This is a genomic window from Pseudomonas sp. P2S-1, from assembly GCF_057197725.1.
This window is the reverse complement of the sequence record NZ_CM170068.1, coordinates 2345638-2371264: the sequence shown is the minus strand read 5'-3', so window position 1 is coordinate 2371264 and position 25627 is coordinate 2345638. Positions and strand designations below refer to the sequence as shown.

The following is a 25627-nucleotide window of genomic DNA, read 5'->3' as shown; positions in this document are numbered from 1 at the left end:
ATCCCGTGACTGCTTTCACGATCATCAAAGGCACCACCCTGCAGGCCATGCCGCTCAACCCCGCCGGCCAGCGTGCCGGCGCCGACCACGGCGACCCGCAGATCGCCACCCAGCGCCTGGCCCCGGACGCCGTGGGCAGCCTCGGCGTCTGGGAGTGCCAGCCGGGCGGCTGGCCGGTGGTCAACCGTCCTGACACCGAGTTCACCTACATCCTGTCCGGCCGCGCCAACCTGACCGACGACGCCAGCGGCGTGGTGGTCGAGGTCAGCGGTGGCGACCTGATCATCCTGCCGCCGGGCTGGACCGGGCGTTGGGACGTGCTGGAAACCGTGCGCAAGGTCTACGCGATCTACTGATCTCACCGGCAGCCGCGTGCTGCTGCCGTCACCCTTCGATGCGAGAAGAACAATGACCCAAACCATCAGCAACTGGATTTCCGGCGCCGTCGCCGACACCACCAGCGGCCAGCAACTGCCTGTGTTCAACCCGGCCACTGGCGTCGTTACTGCCCAGGTGCAACTGTCCGCCCGGAAGGACGTGGACGCCGCCGTCGCTTCGGCCAAGGCCGCGTTCCCGGCCTGGAGCAACCTGCCGCCGCTGCGCCGTTCGCGGATCCTCAACAGATTCCTCGCCCTGCTCAACGAGCACCGCGACGACCTGGCCCGGCTGATCACCGCCGAGCACGGCAAGGTCTTCACCGACGCCCAGGGTGAAGTGACCCGCGGCATCGAGATCGTCGAATTCGCCTGTGGTGCGCCGCAGTTGCTCAAGACCGACTTCACCGACCAGGTCAGCACCAATATCGACAACTGGACCCTGCGCCAGCCCCTGGGCGTGGTTACCGGCATCACCCCGTTCAACTTCCCGGTGATGGTGCCGATGTGGATGTTCCCGGTGGCCCTGGCCACCGGCAACACCTTCATCCTCAAGCCGAGCCCGATCGACCCGAGCCCGAGCCTGTTCATCGCCGAGCTGCTCAAGCAGGCCGGCCTGCCGGACGGCGTGTTCAACGTGGTGCAGGGTGACAAGGACGCAGTCAACGCGTTGATCGAGCACCCGGATGTGCAGGCGATCTCCTTCGTCGGCTCGACCCCGATCGCCAACTACATCTATGAAACCGGTGCCCGCCACGGCAAGCGCGTGCAAGCCCTGGGCGGCGCGAAGAACCATCTGGTGGTGATGCCCGATGCCGATATCGACCAGGTGGTCGATGCGCTGATCGGGGCGGCCTATGGTTCGGCTGGCGAGCGTTGCATGGCGATCAGTGTGGCGGTGTTCGTTGGCGAGGAAACCGCCGGGAAAGTCATGCCGAAGCTGATCCAGCGCACCCGGGAACTGAAAGTCCTGAACGGCACCAACCTCGACGCCGAGATGGGCCCGATCGTGACCCGCGCGGCCCACGAGCGCATCACTGGTTATATCGAGCAAGGCGTGAAAGAAGGCGCGACCCTGCTGGTGGACGGCCGTGGCTTCAACGGCGAAGTGGCCGGCGAAGGCTGTGGCGATGGCTTCTGGCTGGGTGGCACGCTGTTCGACAACGTCACCACCGACATGCGGATTTACAAGGAAGAGATCTTCGGCCCGGTACTGGCCTGCCTGCGGGTCAAGGATTTCGCCGAGGCGGTGGAGCTGATCAACGCCCACGAGTTCGGCAATGGTGTCAGCCTGTACACCCGTGACGGCCACATCGCCCGCGAGTTTGGCCGCCGCATTCAGGTGGGCATGGTCGGCATCAACGTGCCGATCCCGGTGCCGATGGCCTGGCATGGTTTCGGTGGCTGGAAGAAGAGCCTGTTCGGCGATATGCATGCCTATGGTGAAGAGGGCGTGCGTTTCTACACCAAGCAGAAGAGCATCATGCAGCGCTGGCCGCAGGGCACGGAGAAGGGCGCCGAGTTCGCCATGCCGACCAGCAAGTAACGAGCGGTTTGCTGCCTGACGGCAGGGGGCCCCGCAGTTCGCTGCGGGGCCTTTTTCATTAGGCTGCACACCACCCTGTGGGAGCTGGCTTGCCAGCGATAGCGGTAGTGAATTCACCGACGCCATCGCTGGCAAGCCAGCTCCCACAGGTTTCGCGTTAACCAATGAGCTCGGTGTTGCGTCCGGCCTGGATGGCGATCCAGAAGCGGGCGATCCCTTGGGTCGTGGTGGGTTTGATTCCCGTCAGTTGTTCCACCAGCTTCAGCCGGTACACCAGCGTCTGCCGGTGAATCCCCAGGTCCAGCGCCGTGGCCTTCCAGTTGCCATCGTTATCCAGAAAAGTAATCAAGGTCCCCAGTAGCGCCGCGCCCTGCGTACGGTCATGCTCGATCAGCGGCCCGAGATAACGCCCCACCAGCGCCCGCGCTTCGGCCAGTGACTTGGGCGCCATGATCAACCCGGTTTCCGCCTCGCCATAACGCAATACACCTGCATCCATTTCCCTTGCCTGGGTCAGGCTCAGCCGGGCCTGGCGCACGCTTTCGCGAAAGCCGGTGGCGGCGGCAATGACACCGCTGACCCCGATGATGCTGCCGCTGCCAAGATGACGGCGCAGGGTGTCGAACAGCTCGCCATCATCCGGACAGATCGCCAGCAGCAAGCCCTTGTCCTCCAGCAACAAGGGGCAGGCCTGGTGCAGGGCAGGGGCGTGATGCAGTTCCTCGGCCGGCCACGGGGCGTTTTCACCGGGCTGGATCGCCAGGGTCACCAAGCTGCCGCCCAGCCCCCGCCGTTCCAGGATCGGCCGCGCCAGACTGAACTCCGTCTCGTTCTCCAGCAGGCTGCGCAATAGCGCCGCGCCTTCCTCGCGCTGCTGGTCGCGGTGGATCATCAGGCGTTCCAGCTCGACTCCGAGCAGGCCCACCAGCGAGCGCACCAGGATCGAATCATCGGCAGTGCGCTGGGTCTTGCGCGCCATCAGCAGATCGGCCCGGGCGCGGCCGGGAATGGGGATGCGTTCGATATGCCGGGCCGCCCCGGTGCTGCTGGTGGCGACGAGGGTGTCGCCGCCGACCGCATCCTCGATGCCCAGGTCCAGCCCCAGCGCCTCGCCGAGGATCGCCAGGCGCCCGGCCATTTCCGGCGCTTGGCGCAGGGCCTCGGCGTAGGTCTGGAACAGTCGCTCGCTGGCGTTGAAACGCTCGCGCTGGGCCTGCAGCACGCTTTCGATCACATGGTGCGAAAGCTTGACGAACTCCAGCTCGAAGCTGGCGTGCAGGACCGGGAACAGCAGGCGGTCGGCCGCGGCCAGCAAGGCCTGGCTCAGGGCCGGTGCGTCGGGGCGGGGTGCCATCACCAAGGCACTGGGATTGCTCTGCACCAGTTGTTCCAGCCAGGCCACCTGGTCTTCTTCGCCAGCGGGCAGGCCGAGGCCGGTGGTCATCACCAGGTCGCCGGGGGACACCCAGCGCCACGGGTCGGGCAGGTCGACGGTATGCGCCCAGGTGATCAGCCTGCCGGTACCGCCCAGGCCGGCGACGGCCTGCAGCTTGAGCAGTTCGATATCGATCAGGTCTTGTACCGTGAGCATGTTCTGTCATCCGCTGGCTCGAAAAGCCCGGGCATGATCTCAGATGCTTCGGCGGATGGCGCGCTGTGGCGTGGGATTTTTTACTGCGGGGAAAAACAGGAACGGCCCGTGAAGGGCCGTTCGCAAAGGGAAATCACGGAACCCGGATCAGCTCGACGCCACTCTGGACCAGTTCGAAACGATCTTCGCCGATATGGTTGACCCGATCGCCAATAGCCAGGCGATAGGTGGTAATCGGCATCGAGGCGGCGCTTCCATCGGCCTGCAGGGTGGCTTCCTGAAACTCATGCACGGGATAGATGCGTCCTTCGGCGTCCCTGGCATGAAATTGCCCGACCAGTACTGCTGTCATTTCGGTTATGACCTCTGAAAAAAATGATCTGCGTGGTTCATAGACCGTCTCGCCGGGTAGGAAGTTTTGTAGGACCAGGAAAAAAACCTTTCGGCCGTCGCCCATCATCTATAACTGTCTATTCCCTATTTCACGCAGGTGGTGGTGGTCATGAGCCAGGTTTATACGGTCGCGGTGCTGGTCGGCAGTCTGCGCAAGGCGTCCTTGAATCGCAAGGTGGCCCAGGCGCTTGCCGAGCTGGCGCCGTCGAGTCTCAAGCTGAAGATCGTCGAGATCGGCGAACTGCCGTTGTACAACGAAGATATCGATGTGGATCCACCGGCGGCGTACAAGACCTTCCGCGAGCAGATCAAGGGCACCCAGGGTTTGCTGTTCGTCACCCCTGAGTACAACCGCTCGGTGCCGGGAGCATTGAAGAACGCCATCGACGTGGGCTCGCGGCCTTATGGGCAAAGCGTGTTCAGCGGCAAGCCGGGGGCGGTGGTCAGCGTATCGCCGGGCGCGGTAGGTGGCTTTGGTGCCAACCATCATCTGCGCCAGTCCCTGGTGTTCCTCGATGTGCCGTGCATGCAGCAGCCGGAGGCCTATGTGGGCGGGGCGGGGAGCCTGTTCGACGAGCAGGGGAAACTGTCGGAGAAGGCGCGGCCGTTCCTGCAGGGGTTTATCGATAGCTATGCCAAGTGGGTGGCCAGGCACCAAGGCTAACCAGGGAACAACACAAAACCCTGTGGGAGCTGGCTTGCCAGCGATGAGGCCGGCACTGACATCGATGTTGTCAGGTCCGGCCCTATCGCTGGCAAGCCAGCTCCCACAGGGGCCAATTTGTGCCAGGGATTGTCTTATACGGACTGTGGCATCTCACCGGCCGCCAGGCGCCGGTTGATATCCGCCACCACCTCCGGCAGCTCGTTGATCGTATCGATCAGGTAATGCGGCCGCGAGCCTTCGAACATGCCGTGAATCCGCTTGCGCTCACGCTCCAGCGTCCCGGCATCCAGCGCTTTGTAACCTTCATGGGTCAGCCCCAGGGCATTCCCCGAACACACCAGCGCCACCGTCCACATCCCGGCGCGACGGCCTTCGAGAATCCCCGGCACGGTGTCGTCCACCTTCACGCAGGCCGCCACGTCGTCGATACCCAGGGCGATCACGTTGGCCAGCGCCTGGGCCGGCCATGGGCGACCATTCGGGGTTTCGTCGGTGGCCACCACATGGTCGGCGACGTAGCCGTTCTTCTCGGCCAGTTCCACCACCTTTTCCATCACTACCTTCGGATAGCCCGAGCACGAGCCGATCTTCAGGCCGTCGCCCCGCAACCGGGTGATGGTCTCCAGCGCCCCGGGAATCAGCGCCGAGTGGGTGGCGATCTTCTCGATCTGCAGCGGCATGAAGCGGTTGTAGAGGGCGGTCACATCGTCATCGCTCGGTACCCGGCCAAACACCTTGCGATAGCGCTCGGCGATCTGCGGCTCGTCGCACAGGGTGCGGATATGGTCCCACTTGCCCATGCCCATCGGCCCGCGGGCTTCGTCGATCGAGACCTGCACGTCGAACTCGGCGAACGCCTCGACGAAGATCTGCGTCGGGGCGAAGGAGCCGAAGTCGACGACGGTGCCGGCCCAGTCGAGAATCGCGGCTTGCAGCTGTTTCGGGTTGCTGTAATTCATTGCAATGTGTCCTGTGCGAATTCGATGAAGGGCTTCAGATTTCAGTGACGTTCATTTCGTGCAGTACCTGGGCGACCGCCTCCACTGCGGCGCGCATGCCGCCTGCGCCGACACAGCCGATACAGCCGACGCGGAAGGTTTCCACCTGGGTCAGCTTGCCCGGGTAGAGGATGTAGCCCTTGGCCTTGACCCGTTCGTAGAAGTCCTTGAACTGGTAGTGGCTGTCCCGCGGGGCATGGAAGGTGACGATGATCGGCGCCTGGATTTCTGCCGGCAGGAAGCTCTTGAAGCCCAGTCCGGCCATGGCCTCCAGCAGAGCCTTGCAGTTGTCGGCGTAGCGCTGGTGCCGGGCGGGCAGGCCGCCTTCCTCGTTGTACTGCTGCAGGGCTTCGTGCAGGGCGGCGACCACATGGGGCGGCGGGGTGAAGCGCCATTGCCCGGTCCTGGCCATGTACTGGTGCTGGTCATGCAGGTCCATGGCCAGGGAGTGGCTGTTGCCGGCGGCGCCAGCCAGGGCGGCATTCTCGGCGAAGACGAAACCCATCCCCGGCACGCCTTCCAGGCACTTGCCGGAGGCGGCGACCAGCGCGGTGAAGGGGACTTGCGCGGCATCGATCGGCAGGGCGCCGAAGGAGCTCATGGCATCGATGATCAGGCGCTTGCCATGGCGGGCCACGACCTGCGCGATCTCCGCCAGCGGGTTGAGGATGCCGGTGCTGGTTTCGCAGTGGATCAGGGCGACGTGGGTCACGCTCGGGTCGGCGGTCAGCAGGGCGTCGACGTCGGCGGCGGTGGTCGGCTGGTCCTCGGCGGTCTGGAAGGTGCTGAACTCGCGGCCCAGGACCTGGCAGATCTGCGCCAGGCGCTGGCCGTAGGCGCCGTTGATCAGCACCAGGACCTTGCCGTCGCGGGGCACCAGGGTGCCGATCGCCGCTTCCACGGCGAAGGTGCCGCTGCCTTGCAGGGGCACGCATTGGTGGGTGGCGCTGCCGTTGACGATACCCAGCAAGTGCTCGCACAGGCTGGCGGTCAGCTGGTTGAAGTCGCGGTCCCAGGAGCCCCAGTCGGTGAGCATCGCCTGGCGGGTGCGCTCGGAGGTGGTCAGGGGGCCCGGGGTCAGCAGGAGCGGGGCGTTGCTCATTGGGTATTCCTCGCAGCGGATGGCAGCAATCTGATGGGCGCTAGGTTGCAATTCCTCGATTCATCAATCAAATTGCTTGTTGTTATGCCAGCTATAAGTCAGACCGATAGAAATGAACCTGTTCCAGCTCCGCGCTTTCGATGCCGTTGCCCGTGAAGGCAGCTTCACCCGCGCCGCCGCGCGCCTGTTCATCAGCCAGCCGGCAGTGACCGGGCACGTCAAGGCACTGGAGGAGCACTACCAGATCACCCTGCTGCGGCGCACCGCCCGTCGGGTCGAGCTGACCGAGGAGGGCACCCGCCTGGCGGCCATCACCCGGGCGCTGTTCGGCCTGGCCGAGGAAGCCCAGGCCATGCTTGAAGCCAACCGGCAGTTGCTGACCGGCCGCCTGGAAGTGGCGGCGGACGGGCCGCACCGGGTCATGCCGATGCTGGCGCAGTTGCGCGAGCGCTACCCGGGGATCACCGTCAACCTGCGCCTGGGCAATGCCCAGGAAACCCTGGCCGCGTTGCTCTCCGAGCATGCCGACGTGGCCGTGCTGACCGAGGTCGAGCCGCGCAAGGGCCTGTACCTGCAAGGTCTTGAGCCCTCGCGGATCTGCGCCTTGCTCCCGGCCGGGCATGCCTGGGCAGGCAGCGCGGAAGAACTGCCGCTGGCCGGGCTGGACCGGCAGATCATGGTCCTGCGCGAGCCCAGCTCCATCACTCGCCGCACCTTCGACCAGGCCTGTGCCGATGCCGGGGTGCAGCCGCGGGTGGTGCTGGAACTGGACAGCCGCGAGGCGGTGACCGAGGCCGTGGCGGCGGAGTTGGGCATCGGCATCGTCTCCTCTGCGGAGCTGGGCCACGACCCGCGGGTGGTGGCGCGACCGATTGCCGGCGGCGGGCTGGTCAACCAGCATATGCTCGGCTGTCTCGAGCGGCGCCGTGAACTGCGTCTGATCCAGGCGTTTCTCGGCCTGGCGCCGCAACCCTGAATCTGGCTTAAGATGCGCGCACCCGGCACTACCAAGGCGAACCCCTGTTGAATACGGCGAAAGACACCATCTCCATGCAACTGGTGCGCGAGGCGCTCCTGCAAAGCTGCCCGCCGGGCGCGGCGACCGCCGAGGTGCTCAAGCGCGTGGGTATCGATGCGTCCCGGCTCGAACTGCCGCAAGCACGGGTTCCGGCCAGCGCCTATGCGCGGCTCTGGCGCCTGCTGGCGCGGCGTTGCAATGATGAATTCTTCTGCATGGACCCGCGCGGCCTGCGCAGCGGCAGCCTGGCGTATCTGTGCCGCTCGTCCATGGCCCAGCCGACGGTCGGCGCGGCCCTGGCCTCGGGGCTGGAGTTCCTCACCCTGATGTTCGAGCACCTGCACCCGGTGCTGGTGCGCCAGCAGAGCCTGGCCGAGATCGTCATCGGCGAGCCCCGGCAGGAGGCGCGGCGGCCCTTCACCTACTTCACCTTCTGGATGATCGTGCATGGCGTCGCCTGCTGGCTGGCGGGGCGGCGGATTCCGATCCTGGCCATCGAGCTGCGCTGCGCCGAGCCGGATTTTTGCGATGACTACCGGGTGATGTTCTCGCAGAACCTGCAATTCTCGCGGCCGCGCACGCGGATGATCTTCGCCGCCGATTGCCTCGACCTGCCGGTCAGGCGCAGCGCCGAGGAATTGCAGCGGTTCCTGGCCCAGGCACCGGGCAATATCCTGGTCAAGTACCGTGATCCCGAGAGCCTCGCGTGGCGGATCAAGGATGACCTGCGCCAGCGGCCTGCCGGCCAATGGCCGGAAACCGAGGCCCTGGCCCAGAGCCTGTGCATCTCCGCCTCCACCCTGCGCCGCCGCCTGGCGGACGAGGGGCAGAGCTACCAGGCGCTCAAGGACAGTCTGCGCAAGGAGCTGGCGATCGGCTGGCTGGCCCAGCCGGAGCTGAGCTTTGCCGAGATCGCCGAGCGCCTGGGGTTTGCCGATGTGAGTTCGTTCCACAAGGCATTTCGCAAATGGTCGGGGAGCAACCCGGGGCACTACCGGACGCTGGTGCTGGCCAGCTCCTGAGGTGTCCTTGCGGCAGCCTTTCCGACTGCCAGCCAGCGATCCCTCGTCCCTAGGCTTCCGGCTCCCAACCCAAGGAGCCACCCATGACCGATCCCGTCCCGCTCACCGACGCGCAGGCGCTCGACCGCTTTATCGCCGGCAACATCCCCGACTGGTTAAGCAAAGCCTCCCCCGAGCAGCTCAAGCAGCTGCACGAGAGCCTGTCCAGGCACCACCGTCACCAGGCCCAGGTCGGCGAGCTGCTGGCGCGCATCCAGGCGCCGGAAGACTTTGCCATGCCGCGCGTGCTCGATGTACTGCGCGAACTCGGCTGCACGCCGCAACCCGCCCAGGCGCTGTGGCGCGATATCCGCCTGCGCGTGGAAATGCCGGTGTTCCGCATTACCGATGTCGATCTGCCAAGCTTCCATCACTACCCTGTGGACAGCGACCTGCTGGGCCGGCTGCTGCGCAACTTCAACGAGGACGAGGCCCGGGACGGCGCCCATTACCCGGGCTCCGGCATCGTCGAGGGCGGCCGCCTGCTGGCTTGCGCGCCGGCCGAGGTGGCGGCGCGTTGCCGCACGCTGGACCTGGGCGGCCAGTACCAAAGGCACCTGCGCGAGGTGCTGACCCCGGACGACCTTGACCGCCGCCAGGAGGTCATCGAATGTCTGCGCGACGACAAGCGTGCGGCACTCGCCGCCCATGCCCGCTGCGCCTGCCTCAAGGGCGAGATCGACGGGGACGCCGAACGCCTGCTGCTGGACCTGGCCGACGGTCGTGCGGTATCCCGTGATGTCAGCCCTGGTCATCTGCAACTGCTGGGTTTCGACGTGCAGGGTGCGTTGCTGCTGGAAATGGCCGCGACCCATCCGCGCCTGCCAGGCCAGGTGCTGCTCTACCTGCCCAACGACCCCAACCGTACGTTGCACCAGTGCGAATCCCTGGCGCTGCTTGACGATGAACTGGCGTCCCAGCTGCGCCATCCCCCCTACGCCGAGTTCTTCACCCGGCAACTGCAACCGGACGACCGCCTGAGCTTCCTTGGCAAGCTGCAGTCCTGCCTGCAAGCCCCTTCGCCGGCGCTGCAGGCGCAAGGCGTGGCGATCGGCTCAAGACCGTTCGAATGGCAGGCGCAGCGGCAGATCGCCCGGATCAAGTCCGATGCGGCGCAGTTGCTGGTGCCCACCGCAGCGGTCGACCAGGCCCTGTTTCGCCAGCGGATCGAGGCCCTGAAGTCCGCCGGCCTCGCCGTGGGTGGCCTGCTTGCCTCGTTCATCCCCGGCGTCGGGGAATTCATGCTGGTCGGGTTGGTCAAGGATGTCCTGAGCGAAGTCTATGAGGGCGTGGTCGACTGGAGCCACGGCCAATGCCAGGAAGCCCTTGATCATCTGCTCGGGGTGGTCGGCAACCTGGCGATCACCGCGTTGATCGGTGCCGGTGTCGGTGTGGTCGTGCGCGAGTTGCAGCGCAGCAGCTTCGTCGATGGCCTGCTGCCGGTGCTGCATGGCGATGGCCGGCAGCGGCTGTGGTCGGCGGAGCGCGCCCGTCACCAGGTGCCGCTGGCGCTGACGCGGCCGGCGGATGCCGATGGCCTGGTGCGGGTCCAGGGCCGGCATTGGTGGCGTCGTGGTGAACAGGTGTTCGAAGTGCAGCAGGCGGCGCCGCAGGCCCGCTGGCGCATCGTCCATCCGTCGCGCCCGGGCGCCTGGACGCCAGAGCTCACCGGCAACGGCGACGGCGCCTGGTGGCATGCCGGCGAGGATCCGCTGCAATGGCAGGGCAGCGCCGCGTTGCTTCGGCGTTTCGGGCCGCGCACCGACGGCTTGACGGCGGCGGCCTGCGAACAGGTGGCGGCGATCTGCGGCCACGACGAGGCGAGCTTGCGTGGCCTGTTGGTGGAGCGTCGGCCCATGCCGGTGGAACTGGTCCAGGTGGTTGCGGATTTCAGCCTGGATGCGCGTATCGCCGACTTCTTCGAACAACTGGCCGAGGGCGCAGCGCTCGAACGCCTGGATCCCGAACTCTGTGCCGCCCTGCGTGCACTGCGCCCGGGCAGCGCTGAAGAGTGGGTGACCTGGAATGCCGAGGCGCCGACCTTGCAGCCGCTGTTGTTCGAACACCTGGCGCAGCGCTTGGCCCCGGTGCTCGACGCCGACGGGCTGCGTGTCCAGCGACTGTTCCCCGGCCTGCCCGAACGTTTCGTCGAGGCCCTGCTGGACGAGGCCGGGGTGCTGGACGGCGAGCGGCGCCTGCCCCTGGAACTCCAGGAAAAGGCCCGCCGTGCACTGCACGAGGTGCGCGTCCTGCAGGCCGTGGAAGGTCTCTACCTCGACAGCCGCTGTACCAGCGATACCGTGCGCATGGCGTTTTCGCTGTTTCGCAGTCTCTCGCAATGGCCCCGCGGCCTGAGTTTCGAACTGCGCGAAAACACCGTCGACGGGCCGGTGCTGGAGCGCATACTGCCGCTGGCCGAAGCCCGCGAAGTACGGGTGCTGGTGGGTGCCCACGGGCATTTCCGCGCGTATGAAACCAATGGCACGGCCCTGGGCGAGGCGGGCGGCAGCCTGTTCCAGGCCCTGGTGGACGGACTCGACGCGCGGCAGCGGGCGGCACTGGGCTGCAACGATGCGACCGCCATGCTGATCCTCCTGCGCCAGCAGGCCGACATCGATCGCCAGCGTCTGCCCGGCCTGCTCGGCATCAGCCGGGCGCCCGCGTACTTCCGTTCGCCCCAACGGCTGGCCGACGGACGCCGCGGCTACCCCCTCAGTGGTCGCGGGCGACCTGGCAGCAGCACGCTGACCAGCATGGTGCGCACGCTCTATCCGGGTTTCAGTGAGCTGGAAGCGAGTATCTGGCTGGACGAAATCCAGCAGCTGCATGGCGATCCCATGGGCGTCCTGTTGCGTGGCCAGGAAAGCCTGCGCAGTCTCGACCAAGCGTTGTCCCGTTGGGTGCAGGACACCCCGTTGCTGGGCCGCGGTGCACGGCGCCGCGTGGCTGACGAGATCCGCCGTTGCTGGTGCCGGCAGACTGCCGCAGTGCTGGATGTGGAGGGGCGCGTCATGGGCTACCGCCTGCGCCTGTCGCGCTCCCTCGCTGGCGACTTGCCGGAGCTGCCGGAAGCCGTGGACTTTTCCCATGTGCTGGAGCTGAACCTGTCCGCAGCCAACCAGGGCAACCGGGTCAATGGCTTCCTGCAACGCTTTACCCGCCTGCGCTGCCTCGATCTCGGCACGAACGCCTGCGACGAGATTCCGCCGGCCCTGGCCAGCATGCCCGGGCTGCAGGAGCTGTACCTGGATGGCAACCAGATCCGCTTCACCGATAGCGCTCAGGCCACCCTGTCGGCGCTGCCGCGCCTGGAAGTGCTGACCCTGGACCGTAACCCGCTCGGCCGGGTGCCGGACATTCGTCCGCTGTTGCGTTTGCGCCGCCTGAGCCTGCGCGGTACGGGCATCGCGGCCTTGCCCGAGGGCCTGGTCAGCCGGTCGTTCCTCGAACTGGCCGATCTGCGTGGCAATGAGCTGGAAGCGCTGCCGGAGACGTTCTTCGCCGCCCCCGCGCGGATTCGCAGCGCCACCGTGCTGTTTGGCAACCCCTTGCGGCGGGAGGTGCGCGAGCGTTTGTGGACGGCGGGCGAGCAAGACGGCATGCGTGCCGACCAGGACGAGAGCGATGGCCTGCGCGAGCAATGGCTGGCCGGCATGCATGACGACCTGCTGCGCGAGCGGGACGAGCAATGGCAAAGCCTGCGCGATGAACCGGGTTCGGCGGCGTTCTTCAGCCTGGTGGGCAACCTCCTGGAGACCGCCGAGTACCGCCTGGCGCCGGAGCATCTGCGCGAGCGGGTCTGGCAGATGATCGGCGCGGCGGTGGAGAACACCGCGTTGCGCCAGTCGCTGTTCGAACTGGCCAGTGCGCCGACCACCTGTGTGGACAGCGTGTCAGCCAGCTTCAGCGTGCTCGATGTGCGTCTGCAGGTCAGCCAGGCGGCCGCCCGCGCGCCCGAGGGCGAGCAGGACAAGGCGCTGCTGGCGTTCGCCCGCCGGCTGTTCCGCCTCGACCGGGTGGAAAAGCATGCCTTGCAGGTGATCAGCCGGCGGCGCCTGACGGGCGAGCTGGTGGACGAGGTTGAAGTCAGCCTGGCCTTCCGGGTGCGCCTGGCCGAGGCCTTGCAGTTGCCCGGACAGCCTCGGCATATGCAGTTCGGTGATATTGCCGGGGTCTCCGAAGCCGACCTGGAGGCGGCCCGGGCAGCGGTCGAATCCGCCGAAGCCGGGCCGGAACTGGCCGACTTCATCGCCCGCCAGGACTTCTGGATCGAGCATTTGCGCGAGCGTCACGCCGCGGATTTCCGGCGTATCGAAGCGCGTTTCTGGGAGCGCCTCGAACGTCTGTGCGAGGCCCAGACGCAGGTGCCGGTGCCAGAGGGCGACTACCTCGAGCGCATGAACCAGCTCGGCACGGAGCGTGAGCAGGCCCTCCACGAGCAAGCCCGGATCTTCACCGGGCAGGCCCTGGAGGCCGGCGAACAGCGCTGATCCGCAGGCCGCCGGCGCACCGGCAATGGCCAAACCGGTCAGCCAGATTGACAGCTTTGACCATTGCCGCGACGCAGCACCGGGGCGACTATTTCCAGACCTTCGAATTCCTTCCAAAAATAACAACGGGGAGTCTGGCGAATGCGTGAGTACAGCGCGGCGGCACGTTCTTTCAACTACCAGCAGGCGGCCGGGGCAGCCCTGGCCGGCGACCTCGACCGGCTCAACGCCTGTGTCGAGTGCTGCGACCGGCATGCCGACGGCGAGGCCATCGCCCTGTACTGCGAAGGCCGTGACGGCCAGGGCGCCAGCTACCGTTTCAGTGACCTGCGCGAGCGTGCTGCGCGTTTTGCCAATGTTCTCAAGGCACAAGGGGTCAGCCCCGGTGACCGGGTCGCCGGCCTGCTGCCGCGGACCGTCGAGCTGCTGGTCACGGTGTTCGCCACCTGGCGTCTTGGCGCGGTCTACCAGCCACTGTTTACCGCCTTCGGGCCCAAGGCCATCGAGCATCGCCTGCATGCCTCGGGGGCCAAGGTGGTGGTCACCGAGCCAAACAACCGGGCCAAGCTGGACGAGGTCGAGCAGTGTCCGACCATCGTCTGCGTGAATGCCGGGGCAGGCAGCGGTGACCTGGATTTCCACCGTGAATCGGGTCTTGCCGCCGCCGTCTGCGAGCCGCTGCTGTTGCCCGGCGATGCGCCCTTCCTGCTGATGTTCACCTCCGGCACCACCGGCCCGGCCAAGCCGCTGGAAGTGCCGCTGCGCGCCATCGTCGCCTTCCAGGGCTATATGCGCGACGCCATCGACCTGCGCCCGGACGATGCTTTCTGGAACCTCGCCGACCCGGGCTGGGCCTACGGCCTGTACTACGCCGTGACCGGGCCGCTGTCCCTGGGCCATGCCACGACCTTTTTCGACGGGCCGTTCAGTGTCGAAAGCACCTGCCGGGTGATCGACAAGTACCGCATCACCAACCTGGCCGGATCGCCCACCGCCTATCGCATGCTGATCGCTGCCGGGCAGGCATTCTCCGCACCGATCAAGGGCCGCCTGCGGGTGGTCAGCAGCGCCGGCGAGCCGCTCAACCCGGAAGTGATCCGCTGGTTCCGCGATGAGCTGGACGTGACCATCCACGACCATTACGGCCAGACCGAACTGGGCATGGTCCTGTGCAACCACCATGGTCTGGAGCACCCGGTGCACCTGGGTTCCGCAGGTTACGCCATTCCCGGCCATCGCATCGTCGTGCTGGGCGAGCAGCACGAGGAGCTGCCTGCCGGCCAGCCGGGCATCCTCGCCGTGGACCGCGAGCAATCGCCGCTGTGCTGGTTCGGTGGCTATCACGGGCTGCCGACCAGATCCTTCGTCGGCAAGTACTACCTCAGTGGCGACACCGTCGAGCTGAACCCGGACGGCAGCATCAGCTTCGTCGGGCGCAGCGACGATGTGATCACCACCTCCGGCTACCGGGTCGGGCCCTTCGATGTGGAAAGCGCACTGATCGAGCACCCGGCGGTGATCGAGGCGGCGGTGATCGGCAAGCCCGATCCGGAGCGCACCGAGCTGATCAAGGCCTTCGTGGTCCTCGGCGCCGGCCAGCAGGGCAGTGAAGAGCTGGCGGAAACCCTGCGCCAGCACGTGCGCAAGCGCCTGTATGCCCACGCCTACCCCCGTGAAATCGAATTCGTCAGCGAGCTGCCCAAGACCCCGAGCGGCAAGCTGCAGCGTTTCATCCTGCGCAACCAGGAAATCGCCCTTCAACAAGCGGCGCAAGAAGCCCACAAGGCCAGCGCCTGAGGAAAACCAAGCATGCACATCGCCAATCACAACTTCATCGTCACCGGCGCCGCCTCCGGGCTGGGTGCTGCCACCGCAGAAATGCTCATCCAGGCCGGTGCCCGGGTGATGCTGGTGGATCTCAATGCCGAGGCCGTCGCGGCCAAGGCCGCCAGCCTCGGCGAGCAGGCCCGCCATGCCGTCGCCGATATCAGCCAGGAAGCAGCGGCCAAGGCCGCAGTGGACGCGGCCGTCGCCGCCTTCGGCAGCCTGCACGGCCTGGTCAACTGCGCCGGGATCGTCGGCGCCGAGAAAGTCCTGGGGCGTAACGGTCCCCACGGCCTGGACAGCTTCGCCCGGGTGATCAACGTCAACCTGATCGGCAGCTTCAACATGCTGCGCCTGGCGGCTGCGGCAATGGCCGAAGGGGCGGCCTCGGAGGAGGGCGAGCGCGGGGTGATCATCAATACCGCGTCCATCGCCGCCTTCGACGGCCAGATCGGCCAGGCCGCCTATGCCGCGTCCAAGGGCGCGATTGCCAGCCTGACCCTGCCCGCCGCCCGTGAACTGGCGCGCTTCGGCATCCGCGTGATGACCATCGCCCCGGGCATTTTCGAAACCCCGATGATGGCCGGCATGACCGAGGAGGTCCGCGCTTCGCTGTCCGCCGGAGTGCCGTTCCCGCCACGCCTGGGCCGCCCGAGCGAATACGCCGCGCTGGCCCGCCACATCATCGAGAACAGCATGCTCAACGGCGAGACCATCCGTCTCGACGGCGCGCTGCGCATGGCTGCGAAATAAGGAGACGACCATGAACCACGATCCGATCGTTATCGTCAGCGCCGTGCGCACCCCGATGGGCGGCCTGCAGGGCGACCTCAAGAGCCTGACCGCGCCACAACTGGGCGCTGCGGCGATCCGCGCTGCCGTCGAGCGCGCTGGCATCCAGCCCGGCAGTGTCGAGCAGGTGCTGTTCGGTTGCGTGCTGCCTGCCGGCCTCGGCCAGGCGCCGGCGCGCCAGGCAGCACTGGGCGCCGGCCTGGACAAAGGCACGACCTGCACGACCCTGAACAAGATGTGCGGCTCCGGCATGCAGGCGGCGATCATGGCCCATGACCTGCTGCTGGCCGGCAGTGCCGAGGTGGTCGTCGCGGGCGGCATGGAAAGCATGTCCAACGCCCCGTACCTGCTGGACAAGGCCCGTAGCGGCTACCGCATGGGGCATGGAAAGATCATTGACCACATGTTCTTCGACGGTCTTGAAGACGCCTACGACAAGGGCCGCCTGATGGGCACCTTCGCCGAGGACTGCGCCCAGGCCAACGACTTCAGCCGCCAGGCCCAGGACGACTTCGCCATCGCTTCCCTGACCCGCGCCCAGCAGGCGATCAAGGACGGCAGCTTCGCCGCCGAGATCGTTCCGGTCGAGGTGATGGTCGGCAAGGACAAGGTGCTGGTCCGCGACGACGAGCAACCGCCCAAGGCACGCCTGGACAAGATCCCGCAGCTCAAGCCGGCCTTCCGCGACGGCGGCACGGTGACCGCCGCCAACTCCAGCTCGATATCCGATGGCGCCGCAGCGCTGGTGCTGATGCGCCGCTCCCGTGCCGAGCAGCAGGGCCTCAAGCCACTGGCGGTGATCCACGGTCACGCCGCCTTCGCCGATACCCCGGCGCTGTTCCCCACCGCGCCGATCGGTGCCATCAAGCAACTGCTGGAGCGTACCGGCTGGAGCCTCGGCGAGGTCGATCTGTTCGAAATCAACGAAGCCTTCGCCGTGGTGACCCTGGCGGCAATGAAGAAGCTGGAACTGCCCCACGACAAGGTCAACGTGCATGGCGGCGCCTGCGCCCTCGGCCACCCGATCGGCGCTTCTGGTGCGCGGATCCTGGTCACCCTGCTGTCCGCCCTGCGCCAGAAGAAGCTGCGCCGTGGCGTGGCGGCGATCTGCATTGGCGGTGGCGAGGCCACGGCCATGGCTGTCGAAATTCTGGACTGAGGTGCAGCATGCTGGTTAACGACGAGCAACAACAGATCGCCGATGCCGCCCGGCAGTTCGCCCAGGAGCGCCTGCGGCCGTTCGCCGAGGCCTGGAGCCGCGAGCATCGCTTCCCCAGGGAGGCCATGGCCGAGATGGCCGACATGGGCTTCTTCGGCATGCTGGTGCCAGAGCAGTGGGGCGGTTGCGACACCGGCTACCTGGCCTATGCCATGGCCCTGGAGGAAGTGGCCGCCGGTGACGGCGCCTGTTCCACCATCATGAGCGTGCACAACTCGGTGGGCTGCGTGCCGATCCTCAAGTTCGGCAACGAGCAGCAGAAGGAGCAGTTCCTCACCCCGCTGGCGTCGGGCGCGATGCTCGGCGCCTTCGCCCTCACCGAACCCCAGGCCGGCTCCGACGCCAGCAGCCTGAAGACCCGCGCCCGCCGCGACGGCGAGCACTATGTGCTCAACGGCTGCAAGCAGTTCATCACCTCCGGCAGCAATGCCGGGCTGGTGATCGTGTTTGCCGTCACCGACCCGGCGGCGGGCAAGCGCGGTATCACCGCCTTCCTGGTGCCCACCGACAGTCCTGGCTACCAGGTGGCGCGGGTTGAGGACAAGCTTGGCCAGCACGCTTCGGACACCTGCCAGATCGTCTTCGATGAGGTGCGCGTGCCGCTGGCCAACCGCCTGGGCGAGGAGGGCGAGGGTTACAAGATCGCCCTGGCCAATCTGGAAGGCGGGCGCATCGGCATCGCTGCGCAATCGGTGGGCATGGCCCGTGCCGCGTTCGAGGTGGCCCGGGACTATGCCCGCGAGCGCGAGAGCTTCGGCAAGCCGTTGATCGAGCACCAGGCCGTGGCGTTCCGCCTGGCCGACATGGCCACCCGGATTGCCGTGGCGCGGCAGATGGTCCATCACGCGGCGGCCCTGCGTGATGCCGGCCGGCCTGCCTTGGTCGAGGCGTCCATGGCCAAGCTTTTCGCCTCGGAAATGGCCGAAAAGGTCTGTTCGGATGCCTTGCAGACCCTCGGCGGATATGGCTATCTGAGCGACTTTCCGCTGGAGCGGATCTACCGCGATGTGCGGGTCTGCCAGATCTACGAAGGCACCAGCGACATTCAGCGCATGGTGATTGCGCGCAATCTTTGAAGGGAGCAGCTCATGACATTCGAAACCATCCTCGTCGAAACCCGTGGCAAGGTCGGCCTGATCACCCTGAACCGGCCCCAGGCGCTGAACGCCCTGAACCGCCAGATCATCGGCGAACTGAACCAGGCGCTGGACGCCTATGAGGCCGATATCAATATCGGCTGCATCGTCCTCACCGGTTCGGCCAAGGCCTTTGCTGCTGGCGCGGACATCAAGGAAATGGCCGAGCTGAGCTACCCGCAGATCTATATCGACGACCTGTTCAGCGACAGTGACCGCGTGGCCAACCGGCGCAAGCCGATCATCGCCGCGGTGTCCGGTTTTGCCCTGGGTGGCGGTTGCGAGCTGGCGCTGATGTGCGACTTCATCCTTGCGGCGGACAACGCCAAGTTTGGCCAGCCCGAGATCAACCTCGGCGTATTGCCGGGCATGGGCGGCACCCAGCGCCTGACCCGTGCGGTGGGCAAGGCCAAGGCCATGGAACTGTGCCTGACCGGCCGTTTGATGGGCGCCGAGGAAGCCGAGCGTGCCGGCGTGGTGGCGCGGATCGTGCCCCAGGCCGAGCTGCTCGATGAAGCGCTGAAGGTGGCGGCGGTGATCGCCAGCAAGTCGGTGCCGGTGTCGATGATGGTCAAGGAATCGGTGAACCGCGCGTTTGAAGTCAGCCTCTCGGAAGGCGTGCGCTTCGAGCGCCGGGTGTTCCACGCGGCGTTCGCTACCGAAGACCAGAAGGAAGGCATGGCGGCGTTCATTGCCAAGCGTGAGGCGCAGTTCAAGGACCGTTGACAGCCGACCCACCGCGGTCCTTGTTGGAGCTGGTTTACCTGCGATGGACAGCTTCGCGGTCCATCGCAGGTAAACCAGCTCCAACAGGGTTTCGTGACGCTCTTGAGAAAGATGTACCGCCAGCCTCTGACCTGCGGGGATTGAAATCTCGCTTCCATCATTTCAAGGAAGCGCACACATGACCCCAACCCCTTCACCTCTCGGCCAACTGGCCCTGAACTCTCCCCTTTGCGGCCCCATCGCCCAGCGTTTCGCCCGGCGTCCCTCATTGCGTGACGTGGCCTGGTGCCTGATCTTCGAGCAATCCTACCTGCGTGGCCTCAGCGAGCCTGACCCCTCGGCGCTCCTGCTGTACCGCACCGATGCCCGGGGCCAGCAGCATGTCGAGGACCTGGCGGACGTGCTGATCGAGTGCTACTGCAGCGGCGACGGGCTCAGCCTCGACGCCGACAGCGATTACCTGAGCTTCTACAAGGGCGCGGAGACCCCGTTCCGCAGCAAGGTCGAGGTCGCCGATATCCAGGCGCTGATCAACGAAAGCGCGCGCTACCTGCTGTCTACCTACCAGCAGGCGCTGTACGAGTACTGGAACTTCAGCCGCGACGGTGAGGGCAGCCCGTTGTTGTGGATGGCCGGCCATCTGCAGCAGCAATGCCGCGAAGTGGTCGACGAACTGTTCCGCAACGGTGGCCTGGACAGCCTGGAAGCGGCGACCGCGCGGACCATCATCAACTTCCCGCGGGCCCAGGACCGGGCGCTGCTGCATAACCTGGTCGAGGTCAAGGTCAGCCTGCTGGCCCAGGCCCTGTGCGTCGAGCAGGGTCTGGATCCGGAGCTGGCCAGCGCGATCCTGCTGGAACGCGAGGTGGGCCAGTTGCAACGCAAGATGGCCCTGGTCTTCAGCCTGAGCGGGGCGATCTATCGCTTCGAATCGCGCACGGCCCTGCGCGGGTCACTGGTCAATCGTTGCCCGGACAGAAACGGACCGCAGGTCTTGCACCAGTACACCGCGCCGGGTTCGGTGTTCGTTTCCCAGGCCATGCTGTTGCGCGAGCAGCAGCAGGACCTGGTCGCGGCCTTGGCACGCCTGCCGCTGTTGCCGGGGATGAGCGCCGGCCAGAGCCTGCAACTGCGCCTGGACGAGGCCAGCGCGCTGCTGGGCATTTGCCAGGCCAACCAGCGCGAGATGCGCCAGCGCTTCCGGCTGCAGTTGCCGGACTGGCTGAGCAAGGCCAGCGAGGAGCAGCGTCGTGATTACGCCGGTCGCCTGTTGCGCATGGCGCAGTTGCAGCGGGAGGGCGAGGCGCGGTCTTTCCTCGATGGCGTGCCCGATGCCTTCGATTTCGCCCGTCAGCAACTGCACAGTGCCATGCGCAGCGACCATCCCCATGACCCGTTGCCGGACCTGGACGACCTGGAACTGATCAACAGGCAGGTGACCGGCGTCGCGGGTGGCAGCGGCGGCAGCGTGGTGCCCCAGGGTGAGGAGAAGATCGTGCGCCTGACGCCGATGCAATTCGCCCTGGCCAACCTGGCGGTGCTGCAGGCCGGCACCGTGAGCCTGCGCAGCCTCAGCGGTGCGCAGTTGCCGGACTGGCTGACGGTGGACTACCTCAAGGCCCTGGTTACGCGCCTGGACGTGGGCGCTCACTATCCGGCGTTGCTGCAGCGCATGCTGCTGGACGATGCCACTGAGCGCGGCCCGCGCCAGCAGCGCTTCATCCAGCAGATCTGCGAGCAGATGCCGTTGCTGGCCCTGGAAACCCGCCTGCGTGCCCCGGCGTCCTTCAGTGCACAGAGCGTGTTGCGGGTGGACAGCCTGTTTCGCCCGGAACTGCAGTCCGGGGTGGCGGTGGCCCTGCGGCCGCTGGCGTTCATCGCCCGTTCCGGTGCCGCGCCGGATGTTGCCGGCAACGCCTGGTTGATCGAAGCACCGACGATCGGCGAGGGCCCCTGCCTGCTGTATCGCCCCTTGCACCGCGAGCCGCTGCACGAGTACGCCAGCCGCGCGGCATTCTTCAAGGCCCTGTGCGCCCCGGGAGCCTTGCAGGACGACATCCTCGAGCGCCTGCCGGCGGCGCGCCAGTCGATCTACGCCCATGGCGGCTTCGCCGAGCCGCATATCGTGCGTTTCTTCCCCGGCGACGAATTCTCCATGATCAGCGTCCCGGCGCTGGCCAAGCTGGGCGAGGCGACGCTGCAAGGCAATGTGCCGGAACAGCTGTACCAGTCCTGTGCCCAGGAGCTGATCGCCCGGGCCCGACGGGAAACCCTGTCCACCAGCGAGAGCCGCTGGCTGGGTTACCAGGAACTGGGCTGGCTGATGCTCAACACCATCCTCCCGTTCTTCAATGGCCCGCTGGTCAAGGCGGCCTGGATGCTGCCGCTGTTTTCCAGCTTGCGCGCAGTGCTGGCCGAGGACAAGGGTGCCGGCCAGCCCGGTGACCTGCAGCAATTGCTGCTGAGCCTGGCCCTGTTGCTGCTGCCGGAAAGCGAACCCAGCCTGCCCCGGGACAGCACGGCAACGCCGGAAGGCGACAGCGAGGCGGTGCGCATCGAACCGAGCAAGACCGACCTGCCGCAAGCGCCCCGCTGGTCGCGCTTCGGCTGGGGCAGCACCGACCTCACCGTGGCCCAGCGCGAGGCCCTGGGCGGTTTTCGCAGTGAGATCAGCGTGGATGAACTCGGCACGCCGATGGGGCCGGGGCTTTATTACGGGCTGTACCAATACCAGAAACAGTGGCTGGGGCTGATCGATGGGGTGATCTACCCCGTGTCCTTCACCGACGATGGCCCGCGCCTGATCGATGCCGCTGGCAAGCTCGGGCCCTGGGTGCGCAGCGATGCCGGTGGCCACTGGCGTCTGGATTTCGGCCTGCGCCTGCGCGGCGGCATGCCGGCCAACCGGCGTATTGCGCAACTGCGCGAGATCAACCGCCTGCGCGTTGTCCAGTTGGAGGCCAGCCACGAACGCCTGCTCGGGCAACGGGTCAGCCTGTCGGAGCAGGTCCAGGCGGACCTGGACGAAGCGGCGCGCCAGCAGTATCCGACCAAGGAGCACCTGCAGACCTATCACGAGCACCTCGGGCAACTGGACGCCGTGCTGGTGGCCTTCGACGACAACCTGTGCCAGTTGCAGCAGCTCAAGCCCCATCCCGAGTTCAAGCGCATGCACGCGCGCAACCTCTATGACCGCGCCGGTACCCAGGCGCAACTGGCCTATGTCCTGCACGCCCGGTTCAGCGACAACCACGCGATCATGCGCGAGATGCGCCCGGCCAGTTCGCCCCAGGAAGAGCAATCGCCGGAACATGTGGCCAAGCTCCAGCGCATGATGGAGGCGTGCCGCAAGTCCCAGGAAGAAGTCGATGGCATCATCGCCTGCCATGGTGTGATCGCCGATATGCGCAAGCAATTGCGTGACATCCTCCCCGGCGGGCCGCTACTGGCGGACAAGACCCTCGAGCTGCTGACCACCGAACCGAGCCTGCTGGCCTGGCGGTCGGTGGACCTGAGCCTGCGCGCCGCGACCATTCTCGATATCGAGAAGAGCAGCGATTACAAGGTGCTCTACCGTGCGTTGCTGGCGGCGCGGACCGGCCTGAGCATGCGTGATGCCCTGGATGTGAAGGGCTCCTTCAGCGAGGCCGAGGAAGTGGAAGTGCTCGACAGCGTGGTCAGCCGCCTTCGTCATGCCCTCGATACCGCGCGGCTGTACCAGGCCCTGCCGCGCGGCCCGGGTGGTGCGGACCTGCTCCAGGTGTTCATCGACAGCCTGGAAAGCCTGCACCGCGAGGCCCAGGAGGAACTGGCCGCGCGCCTGCAACTGCTGCCGGGGCGCAGCGATGCGGCGCCCCGGCCGACGCAGGGCAAGCGCAAGCAGGTGCTGATCCGCACCCGCAACCGCGGCGTGGTGGTCGGCTCGCGGCGCAAGGCCGAGGGCGGTCGCCCGGAATCCGTGGTGGTGGTCGATCCCATCGACAACAGTGAACTGGACCGCTACGAGGAGACGTCCGAGCCTGGGGTCTGGCAGCCGGTCAGCGAAGCCCGCGGCGACGCGCTGGCGCCGACCCCGGCCAGCCTGGTCACGCTGATCAAGCGTTCGACGCCGTTGCTGAACAATGCCGAGCGCAGGATTGCCAAGGTCCGCAGCCAGGCGAAGACGGCCACGGTGGGGGCCGATATCGAGGACATCCTGATCCAGGAAGCCCGGCCCCTGGATGCACTGGTCCAGCAAATCCAGGAAGCGCTGACCCGGGAAAACGCCACCGATGACTCGGTCGACGGGGTCGATGCGGCCCGCCAGTCGGCGGCGCTGACCGCCAAGGCGCAACTGATGCGTGACGAGGGCCGGCGCTTGCGGATCGAGATCCTCAAGAAGCAGGCGCCGACGGTGGGGCAGGTGGCCTGGTTGCTGGAACAGAAGGAAATCGGCATTGCCCGGGAGGGCGAGCGTGTCGCGCTGGCCAGGCGCAAGGGCTTGCCCCAGGACTACCTGCAGGAGTTCGTGATCAGCGACAAGGACGGCGCGCCGCTGTGGTACGCGCATTTCCACTATGCCAGTGCCGATGCCCAGGTCGCCGACTTCACCGCCGCGCACCTGAAGACCCGCGAGCAGCGTTATGACCGGGGGCCGCAGGTGGTGGCGTCGGCGAGCAACCAGGCGATCATCGAGGTGTATCGCAGCCGGATCGACAAGACCAGTGCGCAGAAGCTGTTCCTGAGCCTGTAGTGCTGGCGCGACGCGGTCCCACAGGGACCGCGTCGCGCCTTCTTTTCCTACGACCAAATAACTAGCCCATCCCTGCCAAGGGCTGATTCGTTGCCTCGCCGCGGCTGACTAAGATCCAGTCACTGCCCGTCAACCACGGCGGGCGCCGCTCAGCAGAGGCCCTGAACCATGATCTACGCAGCTCCCGGCAGCCCGGATGCCATCGTTTCCTTCAAACCGCGCTACGGCAACTACATCGGCGGCGAGTTCGTCCAGCCGCTGAGCGGCCAGTACTTCAGCAACACCTCGCCGGTCAACGGCCAGCCCATCGCCGAATTCCCCCGCTCCAATGCCCAGGACGTCGACAAGGCCCTGGACGCCGCCCATGCCGCCGCCGATGCCTGGGGCCGCACCTCGGTCCAGGACCGCTCCAACATCCTGCTGAAAATCGCCGACCGCATCGAACAGAACCTGGAAGTGCTGGCCCTGGCCGAGACCTGGGACAACGGCAAGGCGATCCGCGAAACCCTCAACGCCGACGTGCCGCTCGCCGCCGACCATTTCCGCTATTTCGCCGGCTGCATCCGCGCCCAGGAAGGCAGCGCCGCCGAGATCAACGACAACACCGCCGCCTATCACTTCCACGAGCCGCTGGGCGTGGTCGGGCAGATCATCCCGTGGAACTTCCCGCTGCTGATGGCCGCCTGGAAACTCGCTCCGGCCCTGGCTGCCGGCAACTGCATCGTGCTCAAGCCGGCCGAGCAGACCCCGCTGTCGATCACCGTGTTCATCGAGCTGGTCGGCGACCTGCTGCCGCCAGGCGTGCTGAACATCGTCCAGGGCTTCGGCCGGGAAGCCGGCGAGGCCCTGGCCACCAGCAAGCGCATCGCCAAGATCGCCTTCACCGGCTCGACCCCGGTGGGCTCGCACATCATGAAATGCGCCGCGGAGAACATCATTCCGTCCACCGTGGAGCTGGGCGGCAAGTCGCCGAACATCTTCTTTGAAGACATCATGCAGGCCGAGCCGTCGTTCATCGAGAAGGCCGCCGAAGGCCTGGTCCTGGCCTTCTTCAACCAGGGCGAAGTGTGCACCTGCCCGTCCCGCGCCCTGGTCCAGGAATCCATCTACCCGCAGTTCATGCAGGAGGTGCTGAAGAAGGTCCGGCAGATCAAGCGCGGCAACCCGCTGGACACCGAAACCATGGTCGGCGCCCAGGCGTCCGAGCAGCAGTACGACAAGATCCTTTCCTACCTGCAGATCGCCCGCGACGAAGGTGCCGAGATCCTCACCGGTGGCAACGCCGAGCAACTGGCCGGCGACCTGTCCAGCGGCTATTACATCCAGCCGACCCTGCTCAAGGGCCACAACGGCATGCGCGTGTTCCAGGAAGAGATCTTCGGCCCGGTGGTCGGCGTCACCACCTTCAAGGACGAAGCCGAAGCCCTGGCCATCGCCAACGACACCGAGTTCGGCCTGGGGGCCGGCGTGTGGACCCGCGACATCAACCGCGCCTACCGCATGGGCCGCGGGATCAAGGCCGGTCGCGTGTGGACCAACTGCTACCACCTGTACCCGGCCCATGCCGCGTTCGGTGGCTACAAGAAATCCGGTGTCGGTCGCGAGACCCACAAGATGATGCTCGACCACTACCAGCAGACCAAGAACCTGCTGGTCAGCTACGACATCAACCCGCTGGGCTTCTTCTGATTGCCCGGATGACGCTGGAAAACGCTGCCAAAGTAGTATTCGACCCGCACCGGAAACGGTGTATCACTAACGCACCGCCAACCCGCGGTGCCAGAAGAGGATGGACCTATGTGGAAAAAGCCTGCGTTCACTGATCTGCGTATCGGTTTCGAAGTGACCATGTACTTCGCCAACCGTTGATCCTCCTGGCGCCGGCCGGTTGTTCCGACGGCTGGCGCCGCCTTTGCCTTACCCCCTGTTTGCTTTAGGCTGGCGCTAACTTAAAACAA

18 protein-coding genes are annotated in these 25627 nt (G+C 66.4%); 14 read left to right on the top strand and 4 right to left on the bottom strand.

Annotation, left to right across the window (positions count from 1 at the left end; translation table 11 throughout):
- The first annotated feature begins 5 nt into the window (after positions 1 to 5).
- Both AC2CQI_RS10445 and AC2CQI_RS10440 read left to right on the top strand, forming a co-directional pair.
- Positions 6 to 356 (top strand): cupin domain-containing protein, encoded by a 351-nt coding sequence (locus AC2CQI_RS10445; protein WP_484580092.1) that lies wholly within the window; start codon positions 6 to 8, stop codon positions 354 to 356.
- Positions 357 to 408: 52 nt separating this feature from the next.
- Positions 409 to 1920, top strand: a complete 1512-nt coding sequence (locus tag AC2CQI_RS10440) for a CoA-acylating methylmalonate-semialdehyde dehydrogenase (protein WP_075806860.1) — start codon at positions 409 to 411, stop codon at positions 1918 to 1920.
- 157 nt (positions 1921 to 2077) lie between these two features.
- On the opposite strand, the gene AC2CQI_RS10435 is transcribed toward AC2CQI_RS10440, so the two are convergent.
- Complete coding sequence (locus AC2CQI_RS10435) at positions 2078 to 3511, bottom strand: PucR family transcriptional regulator (protein ID WP_484580091.1); 1434 nt, start codon at positions 3509 to 3511, stop codon at positions 2078 to 2080.
- 133 nt (positions 3512 to 3644) lie between these two features.
- The gene (locus AC2CQI_RS10430) at positions 3645 to 3863 is read right to left on the bottom strand and encodes a hypothetical protein (RefSeq protein ID WP_075806862.1); all 219 of its coding nucleotides are present in this window, start codon (positions 3861 to 3863) and stop codon (positions 3645 to 3647) included.
- 150 nt (positions 3864 to 4013) lie between these two features.
- On the opposite strand from AC2CQI_RS10430, the gene AC2CQI_RS10425 reads away from it, so the two are divergent.
- Entirely contained in the window at positions 4014 to 4568 is a 555-nt protein-coding gene (locus AC2CQI_RS10425) for an NADPH-dependent FMN reductase (RefSeq protein ID WP_075806863.1), read from the top strand.
- A 134-nt stretch (positions 4569 to 4702) separates the two neighbouring features.
- On the opposite strand, the gene phnX is transcribed toward AC2CQI_RS10425, so the two are convergent.
- Together phnX and AC2CQI_RS10415 are read right to left on the bottom strand one after the other, a co-directional pair.
- Complete coding sequence (gene phnX / locus AC2CQI_RS10420; RefSeq protein WP_484580090.1) at positions 4703 to 5530, bottom strand: phosphonoacetaldehyde hydrolase; 828 nt, start codon at positions 5528 to 5530, stop codon at positions 4703 to 4705.
- Positions 5531 to 5564: 34 nt separating this feature from the next.
- Positions 5565 to 6671 carry a 2-aminoethylphosphonate--pyruvate transaminase gene (locus tag AC2CQI_RS10415; protein ID WP_484580089.1) on the bottom strand — a complete coding sequence of 369 codons (1107 nt, stop codon included), beginning with the start codon at positions 6669 to 6671 and terminating at the stop codon, positions 5565 to 5567.
- A 112-nt stretch (positions 6672 to 6783) separates the two neighbouring features.
- Between AC2CQI_RS10415 and AC2CQI_RS10410 the strand changes: the two genes are divergently transcribed.
- The 11 genes from AC2CQI_RS10410 (at position 6784) to pqqA (ending at position 25538) form a co-directional block, all read left to right on the top strand.
- Positions 6784 to 7647 (top strand): LysR substrate-binding domain-containing protein, encoded by an 864-nt coding sequence (locus tag AC2CQI_RS10410; RefSeq protein WP_484580088.1) that lies wholly within the window; start codon positions 6784 to 6786, stop codon positions 7645 to 7647.
- 74 nt (positions 7648 to 7721) lie between these two features.
- Entirely contained in the window at positions 7722 to 8711 is a 990-nt protein-coding gene (locus AC2CQI_RS10405; protein ID WP_075806867.1) for an AraC family transcriptional regulator, read from the top strand.
- 83 nt (positions 8712 to 8794) lie between these two features.
- Positions 8795 to 13240 (top strand): NEL-type E3 ubiquitin ligase domain-containing protein, encoded by a 4446-nt coding sequence (locus AC2CQI_RS10400; protein WP_484580087.1) that lies wholly within the window; start codon positions 8795 to 8797, stop codon positions 13238 to 13240.
- A 141-nt stretch (positions 13241 to 13381) separates the two neighbouring features.
- Positions 13382 to 15037 (top strand): AMP-binding protein, encoded by a 1656-nt coding sequence (locus tag AC2CQI_RS10395; protein WP_484580086.1) that lies wholly within the window; start codon positions 13382 to 13384, stop codon positions 15035 to 15037.
- Between the two features lie 12 nt (positions 15038 to 15049).
- On the top strand, positions 15050 to 15817 hold the full coding sequence (locus AC2CQI_RS10390) for an SDR family NAD(P)-dependent oxidoreductase (RefSeq protein ID WP_075806870.1): 768 nt from the start codon (positions 15050 to 15052) through the stop codon (positions 15815 to 15817).
- A 10-nt stretch (positions 15818 to 15827) separates the two neighbouring features.
- Positions 15828 to 17015 carry an acetyl-CoA C-acyltransferase gene (locus AC2CQI_RS10385; RefSeq protein WP_484580085.1) on the top strand — a complete coding sequence of 396 codons (1188 nt, stop codon included), beginning with the start codon at positions 15828 to 15830 and terminating at the stop codon, positions 17013 to 17015.
- 8 nt (positions 17016 to 17023) lie between these two features.
- The gene (locus AC2CQI_RS10380) at positions 17024 to 18151 is read left to right on the top strand and encodes an acyl-CoA dehydrogenase (protein WP_075806872.1); all 1128 of its coding nucleotides are present in this window, start codon (positions 17024 to 17026) and stop codon (positions 18149 to 18151) included.
- A 12-nt stretch (positions 18152 to 18163) separates the two neighbouring features.
- Complete coding sequence (locus AC2CQI_RS10375; protein ID WP_075806873.1) at positions 18164 to 18937, top strand: enoyl-CoA hydratase; 774 nt, start codon at positions 18164 to 18166, stop codon at positions 18935 to 18937.
- A gap of 178 nt (positions 18938 to 19115) precedes the next feature.
- Positions 19116 to 23669, top strand: a complete 4554-nt coding sequence (locus AC2CQI_RS10370; RefSeq protein WP_484580084.1) for a dermonecrotic toxin domain-containing protein — start codon at positions 19116 to 19118, stop codon at positions 23667 to 23669.
- 168 nt (positions 23670 to 23837) lie between these two features.
- Positions 23838 to 25358, top strand: coding sequence for an acetaldehyde dehydrogenase ExaC (gene exaC, locus AC2CQI_RS10365; RefSeq protein ID WP_075806875.1), 1521 nt, complete (start codon positions 23838 to 23840; stop codon positions 25356 to 25358).
- A 108-nt stretch (positions 25359 to 25466) separates the two neighbouring features.
- Positions 25467 to 25538, top strand: coding sequence for a pyrroloquinoline quinone precursor peptide PqqA (gene pqqA / locus AC2CQI_RS10360; RefSeq protein ID WP_009394664.1), 72 nt, complete (start codon positions 25467 to 25469; stop codon positions 25536 to 25538).
- The last annotated feature ends 89 nt before the right edge of the window (positions 25539 to 25627 follow it).